Source organism: Neoakkermansia glycaniphila, assembly GCF_900097105.1.
Classification (GTDB): Bacteria; Verrucomicrobiota; Verrucomicrobiia; order Verrucomicrobiales; family Akkermansiaceae; genus Akkermansia; species Akkermansia glycaniphila.
Genome location: NZ_LT629973.1, coordinates 1 through 19,760 on the forward strand (window position 1 = coordinate 1; position 19,760 = coordinate 19,760).

The window sequence follows — 19,760 nt, forward strand, 5'->3', positions numbered from 1 at the left end:
ATGCAACACTCTGCTCACACCCCCGTGCAATCGCTGTCCGATCTCTGGACTCGCATGCTGGACGGTCTCAGGGAACGAATCAATGCCTACGGCTTTGAGAGCTTCGTTTCCAAGCTGACCCTTCAGAACGACACAGGCACACACCTCGTGATCGCCTACCCCGCAGACATGTGCATCGACTGGGTGGAAATCAACTACGCCGACCAGATTCGCGACCTCGCCGCCCAGTTGCTCGACGGCTCCCGGCAGTTGACGTTCGAACGGGTCTACGACGGTACGCAACCTGCCCCCGCCGTGGAACAGTCCACCGAAGAAGCGCCCCCAGCCGCCCGCAAGGCAGGCAAACCGCGCCGCTCCACCCAGACCGTCAACAGCCAGCTGAACGAGAACTACCGTTTCGACAATTACATCGTCGGCCCCAATTCGGAATTCGCCCACGCAGCCGCCATGGCCGTGGCCCAGTCGCCGAAATCCATCTACAACCCGCTCTTCATCCACGGCGATTCCGGCCTCGGCAAAACGCACCTGATGCAGGCCATCGGCAACGCCATCAAGGAGCGCGACGAGAATTGCAGCGTGCTTTACATCTCCAGCGAAGAGTTCACGAACGATTACATCGCGGCCATGACCAAGAAGGGCGACCACCTGTCCAACTTCCGCAAGAAATACCGCAAGGTGGACGTGCTGCTGATCGACGACGTGCAGTTCCTCGGCGGCAAGGAAAAGACGCAGGACGAATTCTTCCACACCTTCAACACCCTCTTCGACAGCCAGAAGCGCATTGTCCTGAGCGCAGACTGCCCAGCCCACGAAATCACCAAGCTGGAACCGCGCCTCGTCTCCCGCTTCGAAAGCGGCCTCACCGTCAGCATCGCGCCGCCCAGCCTGGAAACGCGCATCGCCATCCTGCGCCACAAGCAGATGCAGTGGAAAGTCACCATCCCGGACGATGTGATCGAATTCCTCGCCAAGAGCATCACGCGCAACGTCCGCCGCCTCGAAGGCGCACTGACCCGCATCAGCATCTTCTCTTCGTTCTCGGAGCGTACTCCCACCGTCGCCGACGTGAAGGAACAGCTCAAGGACATCCTCCGCGAAGAAACATCCACACAGGTCAGCATCGACGAGATTCAGCGCCGTGTTTCCGAGCAGTTCGACATCCGCCTGTCCGACATGAGCAGCCGCCGCCGAACGGCCAACATCGCCCATCCGCGCCAGATCGCCATGTACCTCAGCCGCCAGTTGACCGGCAGCTCCCTGCAGGACATCGGCGAAGCCTTCGGCGGCCGCGACCATGGCACCGTCATCCACGCGGCCAAAACGATCGAACGCAAGATGAAAACCGATCCCCAGGTGCGCAGCGTCGTCGAGAAAATGACGTCCATGTTCACCTGAACCGAACCCCTTATTTGCATGTATGGTGAGAAAGGGCGGAAGAGACCATCTCTTCCGCCCTTTCATCGTATCCGAAGATAGCGATCGAACCTCTTACTTTCCGGCTTTCCCCGTACTGCCGAAAAGTGCTTCACATTCAAGGACAAGCTGCCCGTATTCGGGAGAAGCGGGATCCGCCTTCTTTTGCAGGGCCTGCAGGATGGACAACCTCTTTTCGACACTCATCGCCTTCCTGTTCCAGATACGATCGGCCCATGCACGGCCTTCGGCCAGATCAAGAGCAGGCAGAGCTGCCGCCAGCAGTTCGGCGGCCGCAGCCGGATACAAAGGAGAATGGTAATCCGGGTACCGCTGCAGGGCGTAGCGCGCGGCGGCGGCCCTCCAGGGAAGATCCCTCGCAAAGATGATGGACTGGCAGAACGTATCTCCGAGCGGGTAACGTTCGAGATACCCCTTCTCCTGCTCCTGATTTCCCGCTGCTTGCGCGCTCTGCCGTTCCAGCTCCTCCAGCATGCGAGCCATCTTCTCCAGAAGAGGCTGCACTTCGTCTTCGCGGGCATAGGAGAGCTGGAGCAACAAACCGTCTGCCAATCCTCTCGATCCCATCCCCTTGCACCGTGCCGGGTCCGTGATGGCGGAAAAGACCGGGTCATCGATGCGCACGGGGCTCTTTTCCGCAGCGTAGGGGATACCTGCAGCGAGAGGATACCCCGCAGCCAGTTCCGCCTTGTACAGCTTCTTGAGCCGCGCTTCAGCTTGTTCCGCTCCGATGATGGCCCGGTACAAGTGGTAAGAATACGTACCCTTGCATTCGTCGATGATGCGGCCGGCACACCATGCTCGCTTGTGTGAATCATCCATTTCGCAGGCCGTTTCATAAGCCTGTTCATAACATTGCATCGCTCGCAGATAATCGGCTCTTCGGGGATCGTCCGCCGCCTTGGGATCAAGGCCGCCAGCCTTCTCCCTGAGGTAATCGCCCCATGCCATGTAGGCGGTGCAAACCATACCGGAATTCCCCGTCTCGCGCCCCTTGTCGACAGCTGCTTGCAGGGCTTCCTGAGCCTTCTCCGACTCCTTGCGACCCATGTAATAAGAAAAACGATTGTTGAAATGCTCCCATGTATCCGCTTTCGGCTCAGCTTTCTGCAACATGCCTTCGAAAGTGCCCGCACCGCTTGTCTTCTGCATGGTACCGAGCGTATTCCACACCTCGACCGCCCTCATGGCATCCACTCCCTTGCCGAATCCCTCTTCCGCGTATTGCTGCGCATCCTGCGCCCTGCCCGCATTCAGCAGGAACGAAACGAGCCGCTGATAACGCGCACTCTTAGCCCACTGGCGAAGCGTCGCATCGTCGATGCGCATGCTGCACAGCATCCCTGCTTCTTCTATTTCTGCCGGTGAATACTCGTCGTGAAGATGCTTGATCAGGAACTCGGCTCCCTCTGTCCATTTGCCCAGCGTGGAGGCGCCCAGCAGCCATATCTCTCGGTCTTCCTCCTTTTCCGGATCCAGAAGCGAATGGAACAAGGCGATCTGAACTTTCCACTCATTGGGAGTCCTCGTCATTTCGGACATCCTCGCCCTGATCTTCGCTTTCCCCGAAGAGTCGGCAGTCGGATAACTACGCACCATGCGATCGACTTCCAGCCCCGGATCCGGCAGCAGCCCCAGATACTGGATATAAATGGAAGGATTCGCCTCGGCGAGCTTGATCAGGATTTGCATGGATTCATCCGCCGTCGTCCCCTTGTCGCGAACATCGCTCAGCAGATCATCCACATTCCCCCGGTAATCATATCCCGCAGGATGAGCCTTCAACCAAGCCCGCCTGCCCAGCGAGCGATCGTCTGAAGAATACCAGCCAAGCTCCTCGAACAGCTTCGTATCGTTGCGAAGGCTGGCCGGAATGGAGGCAAACACCTTGGCGACGCCTTCGGCATCGCGGGTCAATTCGAAAATCTGCAAAGCGGCCCGGAACTCGCCACGTGAACGGTACCCGGGCAGATCACGCAGAATATCGGCCCTCAATTGCGCCAAAGGCTCCCGGCCGAAACGGTCGAACACACGCTTGTAGGCTTGTTCCGCCGATTCCATATCCTGAAGGGCAGAAAGTTCGGATTGCGCCGCCTGCTCCTCCGCAGCGGCAAGCGGAATAAAGCATGCTCCAAGGAGCAATGCCGGCATGATACGATGATGGCTCATGATCGTCTAGTGGTGGTCAGGGGTTCGTAATGAATGAAAGCCGACGGGAAACCCGTCCGGCTGATCATACATCATAGAGACATAGGCAGGTACGTCAAGATATAAAAAACGCTACCTGCCGACTATTCCAACAATAAAAAAAGACAATGTTTTGATTGAAAATCAAAACAATTCGTCAAATAATTTCACTCCGCTCAACCGCTGCCCGATTCAGATAATATCGAAAAACACGTAGAAAATGCCGAATCCGAGAAGAGCCAGAATACCTAAAACAAGCAGCCAAACCTGCCGTTCCGTCATTTCCACCTTCTTCTTCGTTCTTCCGGGTCGAGTTCCTTTGCTCATGGGTTCGCAGAATATACCCTGCCGCATTCCTTCATGCAAGCTGAAATCGCGCATGAACCTAACGTTTAGACGCCTTTCCAAGGCACAAAAAACGCGCCGTGCCGGACAGGCACAGCGCGTTTGCAGAAAATGGTCTGCGATGTTTAATGTTCGAGATACAGGGAACCGTATGAATTCTGTCCGTCCACACCTTCCAGTTCGGCTTTCAGCGTATAGGTGACATCCTTTTTGACGGCAGGCAGCACAAGCTTGTACACGATTTCCTTCTGTTCGACACCACTGTGGCAGACATGGCGGTCTTCCGCAACGGGCGTACCGTTTTCAAGCAGCACGAGAGATTTGACGCGCAAGGCATTATTGCCACGGGAATAGACGAACGTCACGTTATTGTTGCCCGCAGCCACGTCAGGCGTTACGTTCCACTCGCAGACACCCGGCTTGATGGATTCGGGCGTCCAGTCAGCTACCTTCTTCGCATTGAACATATCTTCATGCGTCACCTTTTCCTTCACATCCTTGGCGTACTTGATGCCCGCCAGATCCATGCGCTCGTACTGGGGCTGCATGCGCTGCTTGAAGGAACGGTAATCCTTGCGTTCGGAAGGAGTCCAACCCACTTCAGCAAAGGCGCAAAGCCTCGGGAATATCTGATAATGGAGCTTGTCCGTATCGGCCACCCATTCCGTCCACATCTGGCAGCCGAGGCCGAGCACCTTCTTGTGGTACTTTTGGTCGAGGCCGGAGAAGATGGGTTCGAAGGCGTAGGCCTTGGACATGGGAATGCTGCCGTAGCTGTAGTCGAGGTACGTGGAGGAGTGCGTGGAGTTGATCACATCGTGGCCCTGCTCGATCGCCTGCTTGGCAAGATCCGCACTGCCCTTCCAGAAGTGGACGATCGCATTGCTCGCCAGCTTCTGGGTCGAAGCCGCCGCGCCCTGGCCATGAAGATCGTGGCCGAGAATATCGTTCCAGCCCATCATGCGGCGGCCCTTCTTGTCGACGATGTCGGACATTTTGTTGGTGAAATACACCTGAATGTCCGTATCCTGATTTTTGAATCCCTGCTCCTGAGCCAGCTTCTTGATGGCGGGGCTGTTCTTCCACTGGTCGAACATCACTTCGTCCCCGCCGATATGGATCACCTGCCCGGGGAACAGAGGAATCACTTCATCGAGAATGTCGGAAAGGAATTCGTACACCTTGGGATCGGACGCATCGAGAGCGGACGGCAGTTTGCCGAAATGCTCCGGCACCACGATCGGCTTCTTGTCGGTGCCGTATTCGGGATAGGAAGCCACCAGTGCGCTCACATGGCCCGGCATGCCGATCTCGGGCACCACGGTGATATTCCTGTCGGCGGCATACTTCACGATATCGCGGATCTGCTGCTGGGTATAATAGCCGCCATGCGGTTTACCCTCGCGCTTGCCGCTGCCCCAGGTACCGATCTCGGAATCGGCACGCTTGCTGCCGATCTCCGTCAGCTTGGGATATTTTTTGATCTCGATGCGCCAGCCCGCATCGTCCGTCAGATGCCAGTGCAAAACATTCATCTTCAGCGCGGCCATCTGGTCGATGATACGCTTGGTTTCCTTTTCACCGAAGAAATGGCGGGCTTCATCCAGCAGCAACGCCCTCCACGGAAAACGGGGATAGTCCGTAATCGTCACGATGGGCAAAGTCCAGCGTACGGACTTCTTGGCTTCGGGAGACGAGTTGAAGAATGCGGACGGCAACAGTTGAGCCAGAGTCTGCCCCGCATAAAAAACACCCTTGGGCCCGTTGACCTCAATGGTGACCTTGTTCGGCTGAATATCGAGCTCGTAGGCTTCTTCACCCTTGGATTTCAAGGCATCGTCCGTGCTCATTCTCACGAAGACAGGCGTCAGATTCGGTCCCAGCTTGGGTTTTGCCATGGAATCGATTTTCGAAACTTCCACTGTCGAGCCGGTACCTTCATCCAGCATTCGCTGCAGATTGAGAACCGATTCGCGCAGATTGTCATCCGAATAGAAAATGCGTGGCGTCTTCAGTTGGGTCGTTGCGGAAGTCGGATCACCGTCGGAAGGTGCCATAGCCGAAACTGGCCGGGGAATGACAGGAACATCGACGGATGCAGGAGATCCGGCCCAAGTCAAAGCCGTCATACAGAAACCAAGAATAATCGGTGATAAGTTCATTGTAAATTGAAAGGTAAAAAGGCCATGCAGACCGCTGCAAGAACCATTCGCAGTGTAACAAATGGCTATTCTCGTCGTCAAGGTAAAATCCATGATTTCTCACTGCTGCACCTTGCCGCTCAAATATTCAACATGAAAATTTTATATGATATTGCAACTCGTGAAGCATCCCGGAACAATCATTTTTTCCAACATAAACATACAAAATCAAATTACATCCAACATATACGAAACGTCTAAAAAACGAACCTCAATCTCTGGCTTGACTCCGGGAGCATATGGAATATACTGATAACTCGCTTGGTTTGTGCTCCGAGTGCGGAGCAAGCCTGTCCATATCTCTATATCACGATCATGAAACTCTGCCTCCCTCTCAAATTGCGCACGGCTCTTCTTGCCTGCAGTTCAGTTGCAGCCTGCACATTCACTCTCTCCACGGGTACTTTGGCCGTTGCTGCCATCGGTGGAATGATACTGGCCTCCCAGTCGATGGCAGCAGACAAAACGATTGCCGTGGCAGCAGACGCAGCAATGACCCAGACCTACGCCACCAACATCACCGTGGATTCCGGCAGAACGACTCTTGCCTATGGAAACAACGGTACAAGCTGGAACGCGGTGACCAATGGAAAGACTCTGACATTATCCGGCGATATTTTGGCCGGAACCGATGCAGCCTCGGGTATTCTGGATTTGCGGGCAAATTCGAATGCCAATCAACTCACCACCTTCACCATTGGAGGATCCAGTTCGGCCGGGATTGCCAAATTCAACGGCAAAATAACACTTTCCAATGAAATCTGGGGATCCGTGACCCTCAACCTGACTGGAAACAAGCTTTCAGATGCCACATTCGACTTTTCCGCAACCAACAAAAGCATTGTCGGCAATAATATATACACCCTGAATTTCACAGGCAATGCCCTGCTGTCCGGACTCCATGGCGGCGGAGATCTGCAGCCTGGGACAACCACATGCCGCGTCACGGCAGGCACGGCCGCGATCCTGACCTTGGGTGGAGCGGGTACATACAATTATCGCGGAATCTTTGGACCAGACATCGGAATCACCATGGCGGGTACAGGCACGCAGACATTCAGCGGCGTCATCGGCACAGTCACCATCGCCGGATCTACGTCCACGCCCACTGCCGCGCCCTTTACCGGAAAAATAACGGCCAATTCCGGCACACTGGCCTTCACCAACGGACTGACCTCCAATGGTGCGATTTTCCGCCTCGGAGGCGGCACCCTGACGGTCAACACCCTGACTCTGAACTCCAATTCCACGCTTGAACTGACTTCACTGAGCACGACTGCCCCCAAAGCCACATTCGGCAGCTTGGCAATGGGTACCAGCCTGATGATCGTCGATCTCGGCGGCATCGCCTCGCAGACGGACGGCACCTACAACCTTTTCTCTGTCACCGACACGGCCTTTGCCTTTAATGCATCCCTCTTCGGCACCAAAAACATCGCGGCCGGGAAAAAAGCCGTTTTTTCCTTTGCTGACGGCATCGTGAAAATGGCGCTGGCAAACAACAGCACCCATACATGGATCGGTACCGGACCTCTGGCATGGACGACGGGCGCGACGGGCTGGAACGGTACGGAAGCCTTCGATGCAGGCGATGCTGTCGCTCTGCAAGGCACAGGAACGACCAATATTACCATCACGGGAAGCGTAGCTCCTTCTTCGATCTCCATCACCAGCGGAATCTATAACATTGCGACGGCCACGGGCGGCAACGGAATCACGGGCGGAGGTACAATGACCCTCAACGGCGACAATGTCATCGTCAATCTCAACTCGGCCAATACGGGATACAGCGGCGCAATCAACGTCAGCAAAGGCATTCTGAACGCCACCGTCGCCAATGCTCTGGGCACAGGCACACTTACCGTCAGCGGAGGCACCGCCAACATCAGCAATACGCAAGGATTGACCGGCACCACCATCACAGGCGGTGAAGTCGTCATCAAATCCACGAACGCACAGGCCGGACTCGGAACCATCACTGGCACCGCCGGTAACGGCGCACTCGTCATCGACTGGACGACGGGGAACGATACCGGAACGGTCGGCTCCGCAGCACCGTCAGCCAATGTCGCAGCCTATGCGGGAGATATTATCATACGCAGCGGACGCCTTGCAGCCGGCGCTGCACTCTCCGCTTCTTCCATCTCTGTCACGGAAGGCGGCCAGCTCTATATCGGCAGCGGCACATGGGCCCAGCCGATCACCATCTCCGGCTCCGGCTGGACCGGTTCGGATGTGGCGAAGTCCGGCGCGATTCGTTTTGAAGGAGCCATTCTCAGCGGCACCTTGACTGTCGTAGGCAACAGCAGCATCCGCCTCCATTCGGGGACGGGCACCATTTCCGGCGCCATCATCGGTACAGGCACACTGACCAAAGTCGGAGGAGGCAGCCTGACCCTCAACGACAACAGCCCCGGTTTCACCGGTACGCTGGATTTCACGGAAGGCGGCACGCTGACGCTGGCCGCACGAGGCAGCGGCAAGTCGGCTCTCAATGCGGGCCACATCATCATGGGGGCCAACTCGAAACTCATTTTTGACGGCAATAACGGCAATTTCACCAGCAAGAGTACGGGAACCGTGACGTTGAAGTCGGGAGTGCAAGTCTGGGCGACCAATCCTTCTGGAGGAGCCCATTCCATCTCCATGGACTTCATTTTGGATACGGGAGATGGTTATGCAAACATAGGCGGTTTCATTTTCGGCAATGCGACATTGATATACAGCACGGTTTCCGGTACGGGCAACCTGTCAATCAAGGATGAAGGCACCGGTTCCACATACGGCAATAGTTTTGCCTTCCGCAACGGCTGGACGACCAACAGCTACAGGGGCTTGACGCTGGTCCGACGCTCGATCACCTTCGACGCCAACTCTGTGACCAACGGACTCACCCTGACGCCTTTCGGCGCCTACAATGCGGACGGCACCAGCGGCATCGCCACGATTCAAAACGGAGGCACATTGACCGTTTCGGCCAATTCGGGCACGGGCGCAGCCAATACCGCCACCCTTGCCAACGGCTTCATTCTGGACGGAGGCAACCTCACGGTCAACAACTTCGGCGCGGGTGTCATTTCCGGCTCCATCACGGTATCCGCTGCCGGCGTACTGGCATCCAACAGCGAACGCCTGACGCTGACAGGCGGGTTGAAAGGGGCGGAAGCCCTGACCTACAACAGCGGCACAGCCGGAGCTCGCCTCATTCTGTCCGGCACGGACAACAGCTACACGGGCACGCTCACCATCGGTACGGCGGCCGGCATCCAGATCGACAGCGCCGCGTCCGGGCTCTCGGGCATGTCCATCGCCACCTCGGCAGGCAAATCCGTCTTCGTCGGTGATGACAACGGCGACATCTCTCTCGACGCCACAGTGACGGGAGACGGCAGCATCTCCAAGAGCGGCACGGGCACCCTCGTCATCGCGAGCGAACATACATCCTCCTTCTCCGGAACCACCACCGTCAACGACGGTAAAATCCAGCTCGGCAACGGCGGTACGGACGGCAGCCTCGGCACCAGCACCATCGCCCTTGGCGACGGACATGCCATGGACATCAACTACGCAGCAGGCACAACCAAGCAGATTGCCAACATCATCACGGGCAGCAGCGGCATCACCCTCATCAGCGGCAATGCTTCGTTCACCGGAGACATGTCCGGCTACACAGGCATCGTCAAGGCATCCAACGGCACGAACCTTGCTCTCGCAGGCAACACATTCAACGGCAAAATCCGGCTTGAAGGCTCCAGCATGCTGAACACCTCCAACATGACGTGGAACACGGGTGCGGATGCCTCGCTCATCTACACGACCTCTTCCAACACATGGACTCTGGCCGATACCACCTTCTCCGGTACGGGTAAAATCACCATCGACGTCTCCGGAGTCACGGACTACATCAACGAGCATGAATACGTACTGGCAGTCTGGACCGGAGGCACCTGGACGGATGCCAACTCCGCCGTTATCCCGGCCGAACTGGGAGATTTCTCCTACCATGTCATCCGCAACGGCGGCACGCTCTCCATCCGCTATGCACTGGGTGCAAATGCCTACCAATGGACAGGCGACACGGAAAACGCCACACAGGGCGGCGCATGGGGGCAAGGCACGGCGCCGACGGCCACAGACAATGTTTACCTGACTGAAACCGCTTTTGTATCGACCAGCTCGACTTCCCTGACCGTCGACACCCAAACGGGACTCTCCGTCAAATCACTCAATGCCGCATTCGGACAGGCCTACACCTACACGATCGCCGGAACAGGATTCACGTCCGACACCTTCGTCAAGGGAGGAGCGGGCACCATCATCCTGAACGGAAGAAACACCTTCGGCAGCGTCACGCTGAATGCAGGCAGCACCGTCATTCACGACCCCCTCGCCTTCAATCCGGCCGCCGTCGACATCACGATGAAGGACGGAGCCGTTCTCACCTACGGAGCCAGCGCGACAGGATGGACGACCGACGTCATCTCCGGCAGCCTCAAAACGGCTGAAGGCACCGACGCCGCCATCGACATCACGGCGGACGCAGGCAGCGTCACCTGGACCCAGTATGCCGGAGCCGTCAACATCGTCAAAAGCGGTACGGGCACCCTTCAATTGAATCCCGTCGCTGTGGATGCAATCGCCACCACCATCACCGTCAACCAGGGCAGCCTTGCCATCGGCTCCGGCACCTACGCCGGAACCATCACCATGGCCGCAGCTACGAATACGCTGAGCATCACCGGAGACACCACATTCGGGCAATCCCTCACCCTGACCGCACCTCACGGCATCAGCCTTGCCGGTGGCACCCTCACCGACATGCGCACCACGATCGGCAACGACATCCGCCTCGACGGTGGCTCACTGCATTTCGGTACGAATGGCACATACGGCAGGCAACTGACCGTCGGCAGCGATGCCTCCGCCCTTTCCACGGCAGGCACGACGATTCTTGCCGGCACCATCGTACTGGAAGGAACAAATACGCTGAACCTCGATGGAGGAACATTCACCTGGCAAACGAGCGCCAACCGCGTCTCTCTCGGAGACAGCACCGTTCTCGCGTTGACGGGCGACACATCCTTCCTCAACCTCTCCATGCATGCCGGATCCAGCCTGACGGGCGCACACAAAATCACGCTTGCAGGCGGTTCGCTGAATGGAACGGTCGCAGCCGACATCGTCATGACGGGCGGAACCGACGGATCGGGTAACCTGAGCCTGAACGGCATCAATCTGTCCAAATTGACAGTAAACGGCGGTGGCAACCTGACAGGCATCACGGGTAACATCGGCGTGCTCGACATCAACCTGACCCATGGCCGCGCCACCGACTTCGGCGGCATGAACGGCGGTAAAATCACCTCGCTTCAGACCTCTGCCGGAGGAGCTCGCCTGACGGGAGTCACGGGCACCATCCACGTCGGCACGGCAGCCTTCAACTTCGGAGTCGACCAGGCGCAGCCGACGGGCGGCAACACCCCCGAAAGCGTCATCTCCGGAGCCAACCTCATCGTGGACGGAGTCCTGACCGCCAACCTCTCGGACGAACTCGTCGCCGCCCTGAAAGCACAGGCCGGAGATACGGAATTCAACGTCGGCCTGCGCGTCACGGACGGCACCCTGACGGCGGATGCCGGCAAAATCACCTACGGCAACTCCATGTCGCTGCGCATCGCCGACACGGCAATCAGCAACGGCTACATCAACTTCTCCGCCTCCTTGAGCAACATCTTCGTTGCCTCCGTCGATGGCGCGGTTACCCTGCCCGAAGCCTACACCCTGAGCGCCTACAACGCACTGGATGCATTCGAAGCCGTGCAAATGGACCACGACCTCCGCATTTCCCTGCCCGGCACCTCGCCGGACACCCATCCGGACGGCCTCGTTATGCAGCAAGTCTACGGCACGGGCACAGCCAGCAACGGAGTCACCCTCACTCTGGACAGCAGCGTGGAAGGTGAAAACGCACTCGTCACCCTGCGCAATGCCACGGCAGACACCACCTACCTCGGCAGCATCAATGCCGTCAACACCGACATCGTCAAGGACGGCGCCTATGCCCTCACCGTCGGCGGCACCTTCAAGGTAGCGGCCGACGGCAGCCTGACAGTTCGTGAAGGAGCTATCAACCTCTCCGGACAACACCGCAAGCACTCCATCGACACCTTGAACATCGGCCAGGGATCCTCCCTCGCCGTACAAGGCGCCAAGAGCCAGCTGGCCGTCAACACCCTCGACTTGCAGGGCGGCACACTCTCCATGAGCGGCTCCCAGAGCAAACTGAGCGTACAAGGCATCAACGACGGCACCTCGGGCATGATCGACCTGTCCAACCGTTCCACCCTCGACATCGACCTGGGCACCGCCCCGCTTGGCTGGTACAACGGCAGCATCGGCAGCAGCGACTCCACCGGAACCCTCAACATCAACACGGGCACGCTCGCCATCGGCACCAGCGGACGCATCGACAACGTCATCCTGAACATCGCCGACAAAAGCACCTTGAATCTGGCCACCGGAGCGGAAGCTTCCGTACGCCAGCTTCAGGGTGGAGATCTCGCCGTTCTTCAGGGAGGAGGTTCTCTAACCACCTCGGGCACAAGCTCCTTCAAGGGCGACTTGAGCGGATTCTCCGGCACGCTGGCCGTACGCGAAGGCAACCTGACCATCACAGGCATGGGCAACAGCCGAGCCTCCATCGCAGCCGGTGAAAACGGTACACTGACTCTTGACTACCGCACATGGGGAGCTTCGTACGCAAGCATGAACATCACGGGCGGCATCGTCAACCTCCTAGCGAACAACGGGAGCGGCACGAACAACCAGCTCACGCTCAGCGGCAACAGCACGGTAGCACACGGCACCCTTGCGCTCACCCTCAACACCGACCCCGTCCAGAACCTCTCCGCAGGCTACATCAACATGGCGGGGGGAGCCGCCCTCGGCTTCGGAGAAGGCAGCGTCATGCGCTTCAGCGCCAGCAGCAACTCCAAACTCATCCAGGGCACCAGCCCCGTTGAAATCGTCATCGTCAACGGCGCCACCACCGGCTCGGACAACATCACCGTCGCCTACGACCAGCTCTTCGGCAAATACTTCGATGCAGCCGGCTCCCGCCTCGAACAGCGCGGCAACCAGCTCATCCTCGTCACCGCCGCCAGCCGGTCTCCGTACTACGAAACCATCGGCCTCAGCCACAACGCCCAGGCCGGCGGCGCCCTCCTCGACCGGGCCCTCCGCACCGTCAACCCCCAGGCTGAAAACCCCGGCAGCGAACTCGCGCAAGCCATGAACGCCATCGACAGCCGCATCTCCGCGGGCAACCGCGCCGGAGCCTCCCAGCTCATGGCCGCCATCTCCGGAGCCACGGTCACCACCCTCAACGCGGCGCAGCTCGGCACCCAGGAACGCAACATGCGAGCCATCCGCAACCGCACCGTCACCATGGGAATCGACCCCTCCGTCGTCCAGCAGGACCTCCCCTACTGGAACGCCTGGGCCAGCTTCAACGGAGCCAACAGCGACATCTCGCAGAACGGAGACCAGCCCGGCTACAAACTCAGCAGCTGGGGCGGCACCATCGGAGCTGACAGCGACATCAGCCGCCACATCACCCTCGGCGTCGCCTTCACCGCCAACTACGGCAAACTCACCGCCACCGGAGCGGACACCGCCAGCGGACATGTCGACAGCTACCTCGCCAGCCTCTACCTCCGCGGACAGAGCGGCAAATGGTCCCACGTCGGCATCCTCACGGGAGGCACCGCGAAAGCCGACCTCGACCGCACCGTCAACTACGGCGCCGGCCAGTACAAAACCAGCGGCACCACGGACGGCAGCAGCTTCGGCGCCATGTACGAACTCGCCTACGACATCGCCCTGGACACCGACTACAAATCCCTCGTCCAGCCCCTCTTCAACGCCAGCCTCAACAGCGCGCGCATGAAAGGCTACACGGAAACGGGAGCGGGCAACGCCAACCTCAGCGTCGAAAACATGGACACCACCTACGGCACGGTAGGAGTGGGCGGCCGCTACATCGCCTCCGTCGGGCAAAACCTCTTCAACCGGACGGCCACCCTCGAAGCGCGGGCCATGCTCCTGCAGGACGTGGGAGACCGGCAGGTAGAAGCGGACGTAGCCTTTGCGGACGCGAAAGGGTACAAACGCACGGTAGAAGGAATCAAACCCGGAAGCACGGGAGTGGAAGTAGGCCTCGGACTCACGATACCGGTCGAACTGCAAAGCAGCATCTTCATGGAAATCAACCTTGATGCGCGCAGCCGGAGCACGGAAGTAAGCGGAGGAATCGGCTACCGCTACAACTTCTAAAGGAACGGCGCAAACCAACCGACCGCAACCACGCAACGGCAGAGCCGGAGGGGAAATGCCCCCTCCGGCTTTTGCGTATCGTGATATAAACATTGTCAATGCAATCCGGATGTATTCTCGCATAAGGCCTCCCGCCAGCTTGCAGCCGGGCATAAATCAACAGGTTCAAGGCCGCATTCCCCCCCCCCCTGCTTTTATCCCTTCCTGTTACGCGCCAATAACCTTGCCCTGCACTGGCTCGTTGTGCCCGAACGACGGCGGCCAGTTCTCCTCTGCGACAAAAAAAGGGCTGCCTTTGCATGAAGGCAGCCCTTTGTTCATGGAATGATTTTTATTGAGGATTCACCGAGAATTTCAGTCCGAGGTACTCCCTCACATTCATATAGTCCGCACCTTCGACAGGCTGAACCGGGACGAATGTGAACATCCACCGCCGGGCGGATTTATTGTTCGGAGCTTTCACCAGCACATGGTTCCAGCCCTTGTTCAGACGGATCATCGTCGGTTCGCGGTACTGGTAATTGTGATCCACATGGGAAACTCCCTGATTGGGAGTCTTCCAGACGGGAGGTGCGATTTCCTTCCCGTTGACCCAGAACTTCGTGTCGGCATGGAACCACTTGCCCGGCACGCTGACGGGACCGTTGCGCCAATCGGATGTAGGCCATGTCTGCCCACTAATCCAGAAAGGCACATCCTGCTCCTTGGGCGAGTAAATATACGTTGTCGCATAATAGGTCGTATTGACGCCGGGATGCGCGCCCATCTTGCCCTTGTTGAACAAAGTCGGGAAATCGCAATAGTGCTTGAAAATAATCGTCGCGCCCGTATAGATTTCCTTATGGACACTGAACTTCCCACCGTCGGGAGCCGTGTAGGCCGTTTCCACCTTACCCGTCTTCAGCATCTCCTCGGGGCTGAACGAAGTATCCGTCTTGCCGCCATGCGGGAACGGGCCGACAATCTTCCACGGAATATTGGACTGGCGCACATAATTGAACGGCTCCTTCCAGGAGAAACGGTCGCGCAACGCCACAAGGCGGTCTTCGAACCGGGCGAACTTCTCCAGAGCCGGATCCCCCTGCAAAGGAAGGTTGCTGAAATACGAGAAATACTCGTCTGCCATCGGCGCCACCTTGCCCGTGGTTCGGCGCGGCTCGGTGAATTTCAGAACTCCGTTCCACAAGCCTTCCCCACCTGCTGCGATACTCACGAGATTCGGATTCTGCGTCAAATGGTGGGCCGAATCCGTCATCGGCAAGTCCGGGAAACTGCATACAAAACCGCCAAGCCCCTTGGCACCCTGATACGGGCACGGGCGACGGAAGAAATAAGTCATTGCCGCCTCGAAGGGATCCAGATGGTTCGTGTAATTCTCCTGGCTGTCGATATATTCGGCACCTGACGACGGCCACGCATGGCGGGCCTGCCTGCCCATCCAAAGCTGCTCGACCGGTTTGTATTGAGCGTCCGGATGAATGCCGGGCTGCCAGCGGATCGCCTTGCGCCCAGCCTTCTCCACGGCGGCAAAATACCGGGTCACCGTAGCCTTGCTGACCACTTCCGGCCCTCGGGCTTCATCCGTGCCGATATGAATATACGGCATCTTGTCTGCCGGAACGAGCGAAGCCAGCTCGGCAATCAACTTCTCGAGAGCTTCCGTTGCACGGGGATCTTCCATTTTGGTAATACCCATGGCGCGACGGAACGCGGCGGAATGTCCCGGCATGTCCATTTCCGGAACAACCGTAATATTGCGCAGGCGGCAGTATTCCACCAGATCCTTGAATTCCTGCTGGGTATAATATTTGCCCGGAAAGCGCGTAAAATGTTTGGCATCGTTCAACTGCGGGAAAATTTTGCTCTCCAGCCGCCAGCCTTCACCTTCTGTAAAATGGAAATGGTACACATTCATCTTGGCGCGGGCCATGGCATCGATTTCCTTGTGAATCAGGTCGATGGGCAAATAATTGCGGCCCACATCGTTCATAAAGCCGCGGATGGCATAATCGGGATAGTCCGTGATGGAGCACACGGGCACCGTCGTCACGCCGTTCCGGCGTACGATCAGCTGCTTCAGCGTCTGGTAACCGTAGTAAAGCCCCTTCGTGCTGCGAGCCGTCACCGTCACCTTGCCGTCGGCAATGGAAAGCAGATAGGCTTCATCCTGCCTGTCGGCAGGCACACCCGGCAAATCCTTGTCCGCTATGGAAAAGTCAATGGCAAGAGCTTCTTTTCCTGTACCATCGGCGATATGGTGGCTCTTCAGATACTCCCCGAGTTCTTTGACGATCAATTTCATCTGCTCGGAGTCCGCCTGCTTTCCCGTAGCGGCAAGAGAAACGGAGGCTTCCTTGAAAGCAAGGGCTTTACCCTTCCAGTCGACTTTCTGCGGCATCGGCATCAAAGGCGGCGCATCGACGGCAAACCTCATGTAATTGTCACCGTCGCACGGATAAAGCTTCTCCGAAGGAATCGTTTCAGCAGCCGGAGCCTGCCCGCAAAACAAGACCATCCCTAGCGCCATGATGGAAGTAAACTTAGTCATCGGCGCCATGATACCATGAGAAACGAATTCATCAAGCTAAAAAGGCCATCTCCACAGCATTCGAAACACGCGCAAAGCACAGATTGTCCATCCGTTATATAAATGATCGGTTCATGCTGCACCCATCCTTTCGCCAAACGAAAACAAGGCGCACCCGGTCAGGATGCGCCTTGTGTCAAATTCAGGATGGACAATCCTTACATGCCCATGATTTCGTAGCCGCCGTCCACATAGAGGACCTGGCCCGTGATGCTGGCGGAACCTTCCGATGCGAGGAACACGGCAGTAGCGCCCAGCTCTTCGCCGGAGCAGGAACGGCCCAGAGGGGCGCGGTCCGCATACACCTTGATCATTTCCCCGAAACCGGAAACGCCGCGGGCGGCAAGCGTCTGCACGGGACCGGCGGAGATGCAATTCACACGGATATTGGAGGCACGCCCCATATCGTAGGCAAGATAGCGAGTCGTCGCTTCGAGGGCTGCCTTGGAGACGCCCATCAGATTGTAGTTCGGCACCACCTTTTCGGCACCGAGATAGCTCATGGCGATAATGCTGCCGCCATCCTTCATCAGAGGCTCGACGCCACGCGACAGGGCAATCAGAGAATAGGCGGAAATATCGAGCGAAGTCTTGAACGCATCGCGGGGAGTCTTCACGAAACGTCCGCCAAGCGGGCCTTCGATCGGATTGCCGGCTTCATCCTTGCCGGGAGCGAATGCCACGGCATGCAGCAGCATATCCACACGATCCGTGCAGGAGGCCACATTGCGGAAGAACTCGTCGATGGCTTTATCGCAGGACACATCAAGGTCGAACACCGGGGTATCTTCCCCGAAAGATTCCCTCACCAGCTTGACGACACCGTCCTTCAGGCGTTCGCCCTGATAGTTGAAAATCAGCTTGGCTCCGGCATCATGCCATGCCTTGGCAATCGAAAACGCAATGCTGCGCTTGTTGGCGACGCCGACGACGATGCCGACCTTTCCTTCCAATGGTTTGCTGCACATAATATGGTTGTATGTTGGTAAAAGGGTTCCGCACGGTCAGGCGGAGAATTCGCGGGAAATGATCTCGGCGTACTTGTTGGCCATATCGACACCGGTCGCTTCCATGTTGCGAACGGCATTGGCGACTTGTTCGCCGCTCAGTTCAAGGCCTTCGACGACGAGCGTCTGGCGGAAATAGACATACCCGGCTTCCATGTCGAGCATGAATGAACCGTGCGGCTGATTGGCGTTCAGCGACTGCAGCAGCAGACCCACTTCGGCGTAATCCTGCGACGCAATGCGGGAAGCGAAAAGCACGTCGAGAACCAGCGTCAGGGGCTTCTGCACCTCCGTGAACATGAAGCTGCACGGAAGAGACGTATCGAACTGCACGTAGGCAAGACCGATCCTGTCTCCGGGATCGCCCGGCATCGTGATCCATTCGAACTCTTCTCCGCGCTTCAGCAGAAAGGAGCTTACATCATTCAAAAGACTCTTTGGCTTGTCCATAATAAGACTTGGTATATTTCTGTTCCCCAGCATTCGCAGATCGGAATGCCCTCTTTTCGCCTTGAATCTACACTGCGGCGAAGCCATCGTCAAGCCAGAGCTTCGTTTCCGGGGCAAATAAGACGCAGAAATGACGCACCGCGCCGCCTGTTTCCCCTTTGACAAAGAGAGCCGTTTTTGTTATCAATCAGGCATGCGACATCCCTTTTCCATCCTTCCGGCAACCGCCGCCGTCCTGTTCCTCGCAGGATGCTCTCCGGACATGCCGCAGAACCCCGACTTTGCGGACGCCTCCATCACCGTTTACCGCGCCGGCAAACCGAACGATCTGCCTTCCGCCGGGCGCGAAGACGTGCAGCAAAGCCTCCGGACATGGTGGAAGAACACCTCAAGCAACCCCGGCATTCCGGATTACGTGACCTATGCACCCGATGTCACCATCCGAACGCCCGAACTGAATATCAACCTGCAGAAACACCGGACCATCATCGGACTCCGCGACGAAGGAAGCCGCGCATGGCTCCAGTATTCCCGGGCCTCCAACGGAGATGACGAAGCCTTGCGCACGGCACTGCAAGCATGGGAAGCACAGGAGCGCACCCAACAAAATACGGGAAAAAACGGTCACTGACGATTTACTTCCTTGCGTCCGCCAAGCTGCTCCGCTAAAGTGCAGGAAGGCCGAATCACGGCCAGCTATTCCATTCAACCAAGATCAACAACCATGATTTTCAACAACGATCGACTCATCGAACTCGGCCTGTCCATACATCCGGCACCCGAACCCGTCGGCTCCTACGTCCAATGCGTCCAGGCCAACGGCCTGCTCTACCTCTCCGGCGGCATCTCCGTCAATGGCGACCAGGGCATCTACGGCAAGGTAGGTCAGGACATCGACCTCGCCACAGCCCAGCAGGCGGCACGCTATGCGCTTCTGAACCGCCTCGCCGTCATTGAAAAACATCTCGGAGGCTTCGACCTGCTCACCCGCATTGTCGCCGTCAACGGCTTCGTCAACTGCACGCCCGACTTCACCGACCACGCGAAAGTCCTCAACGGAGCTTCCGACCTGCTCGTCGAACTCTTCGGCCCGGAAGCCGCCCACTCGCGCACGGCCGTCGGCGTCGCATCCCTCCCCCTCAACGTCGCTGTCGAAATCAGCATGATCGTCGAGTGCGAAACGGACTACGCAGGCTGAAGCGAACATCCTTCCCT

11 protein-coding genes are annotated in these 19,760 nt (G+C 57.8%); 5 read left to right on the forward strand and 6 right to left on the reverse strand.

Annotated elements, in window-relative coordinates:
* Complete coding sequence (gene dnaA, locus PYTT_RS00005) at positions 1–1,395, forward strand: chromosomal replication initiator protein DnaA (RefSeq protein ID WP_067774882.1); 1,395 nt, start codon at positions 1–3, stop codon at positions 1,393–1,395.
* Positions 1,396–1,488: 93 nt separating this feature from the next.
* Here dnaA and PYTT_RS00010 read toward each other — a convergent pair whose 3' ends face one another.
* The 3 genes from PYTT_RS00010 to PYTT_RS00020 form a co-directional block, all read right to left on the reverse strand.
* The gene (locus PYTT_RS00010) at positions 1,489–3,603 is read right to left on the reverse strand and encodes a hypothetical protein (protein WP_067774879.1); all 2,115 of its coding nucleotides are present in this window, start codon (positions 3,601–3,603) and stop codon (positions 1,489–1,491) included.
* A 210-nt stretch (positions 3,604–3,813) separates the two neighbouring features.
* Positions 3,814–3,948, reverse strand: a complete 135-nt coding sequence (locus PYTT_RS13805) for a hypothetical protein (RefSeq protein ID WP_281241769.1) — start codon at positions 3,946–3,948, stop codon at positions 3,814–3,816.
* 143 nt (positions 3,949–4,091) lie between these two features.
* Positions 4,092–6,221 (reverse strand): family 20 glycosylhydrolase, encoded by a 2,130-nt coding sequence (locus PYTT_RS00020; RefSeq protein ID WP_083076621.1) that lies wholly within the window; start codon positions 6,219–6,221, stop codon positions 4,092–4,094.
* Here PYTT_RS00020 and PYTT_RS13690 point away from each other — a divergent pair.
* Positions 6,153–6,368: a hypothetical protein gene (locus tag PYTT_RS13690; RefSeq protein WP_176712501.1), complete on the forward strand. Its 216-nt coding sequence runs from the start codon at positions 6,153–6,155 to the stop codon at positions 6,366–6,368. The genes PYTT_RS00020 and PYTT_RS13690 overlap by 69 nt on opposite strands.
* A gap of 114 nt (positions 6,369–6,482) precedes the next feature.
* A complete protein-coding gene (locus PYTT_RS00025) occupies positions 6,483–14,501 on the forward strand; it encodes a beta strand repeat-containing protein (RefSeq protein WP_071133156.1) in 8,019 nt (2,672 codons plus the stop codon).
* 331 nt (positions 14,502–14,832) lie between these two features.
* On the opposite strand, the gene PYTT_RS00030 is transcribed toward PYTT_RS00025, so the two are convergent.
* The 3 genes from PYTT_RS00030 to PYTT_RS00040 all read right to left on the reverse strand — a co-directional run bounded on the left by PYTT_RS00030 (position 14,833) and on the right by PYTT_RS00040 (position 18,545).
* Complete coding sequence (locus PYTT_RS00030; protein ID WP_172801725.1) at positions 14,833–17,049, reverse strand: family 20 glycosylhydrolase; 2,217 nt, start codon at positions 17,047–17,049, stop codon at positions 14,833–14,835.
* A 197-nt stretch (positions 17,050–17,246) separates the two neighbouring features.
* The gene (locus PYTT_RS00035; RefSeq protein WP_067772895.1) at positions 17,247–18,056 is read right to left on the reverse strand and encodes an enoyl-ACP reductase FabI; all 810 of its coding nucleotides are present in this window, start codon (positions 18,054–18,056) and stop codon (positions 17,247–17,249) included.
* 36 nt (positions 18,057–18,092) lie between these two features.
* Positions 18,093–18,545 (reverse strand): YbjN domain-containing protein, encoded by a 453-nt coding sequence (locus PYTT_RS00040; protein WP_067772898.1) that lies wholly within the window; start codon positions 18,543–18,545, stop codon positions 18,093–18,095.
* A 193-nt stretch (positions 18,546–18,738) separates the two neighbouring features.
* On the opposite strand from PYTT_RS00040, the gene PYTT_RS00045 reads away from it, so the two are divergent.
* Together PYTT_RS00045 and PYTT_RS00050 are read left to right on the forward strand one after the other, a co-directional pair.
* Complete coding sequence (locus PYTT_RS00045) at positions 18,739–19,176, forward strand: hypothetical protein (RefSeq protein ID WP_067772901.1); 438 nt, start codon at positions 18,739–18,741, stop codon at positions 19,174–19,176.
* A gap of 93 nt (positions 19,177–19,269) precedes the next feature.
* Positions 19,270–19,743: a RidA family protein gene (locus PYTT_RS00050; protein WP_067772905.1), complete on the forward strand. Its 474-nt coding sequence runs from the start codon at positions 19,270–19,272 to the stop codon at positions 19,741–19,743.
* Positions 19,744–19,760: the final 17 nt, after the last annotated feature.

Coding starts and splice junctions, on each gene's coding strand:
- PYTT_RS00045 (WP_067772901.1), top strand. CDS start 18,739: ATGCGACATCCCTTTTCCATCCTTCCGGCAACCGCCGCCGTCCTGTTC.
- PYTT_RS00025 (WP_071133156.1), top strand. CDS start 6,483: ATGAAACTCTGCCTCCCTCTCAAATTGCGCACGGCTCTTCTTGCCTGC.
- PYTT_RS00020 (WP_083076621.1), bottom strand. CDS start 6,221: ATGGATTTTACCTTGACGACGAGAATAGCCATTTGTTACACTGCGAAT.
- PYTT_RS00030 (WP_172801725.1), bottom strand. CDS start 17,049: ATGACTAAGTTTACTTCCATCATGGCGCTAGGGATGGTCTTGTTTTGC.
- dnaA (WP_067774882.1), top strand. CDS start 1: ATGCAACACTCTGCTCACACCCCCGTGCAATCGCTGTCCGATCTCTGG.
- PYTT_RS00050 (WP_067772905.1), top strand. CDS start 19,270: ATGATTTTCAACAACGATCGACTCATCGAACTCGGCCTGTCCATACAT.
- PYTT_RS00010 (WP_067774879.1), bottom strand. CDS start 3,603: ATGAGCCATCATCGTATCATGCCGGCATTGCTCCTTGGAGCATGCTTT.
- PYTT_RS00040 (WP_067772898.1), bottom strand. CDS start 18,545: ATGGACAAGCCAAAGAGTCTTTTGAATGATGTAAGCTCCTTTCTGCTG.
- PYTT_RS13805 (WP_281241769.1), bottom strand. CDS start 3,948: ATGAGCAAAGGAACTCGACCCGGAAGAACGAAGAAGAAGGTGGAAATG.
- PYTT_RS13690 (WP_176712501.1), top strand. CDS start 6,153: ATGCAGACCGCTGCAAGAACCATTCGCAGTGTAACAAATGGCTATTCT.
- PYTT_RS00035 (WP_067772895.1), bottom strand. CDS start 18,056: ATGTGCAGCAAACCATTGGAAGGAAAGGTCGGCATCGTCGTCGGCGTC.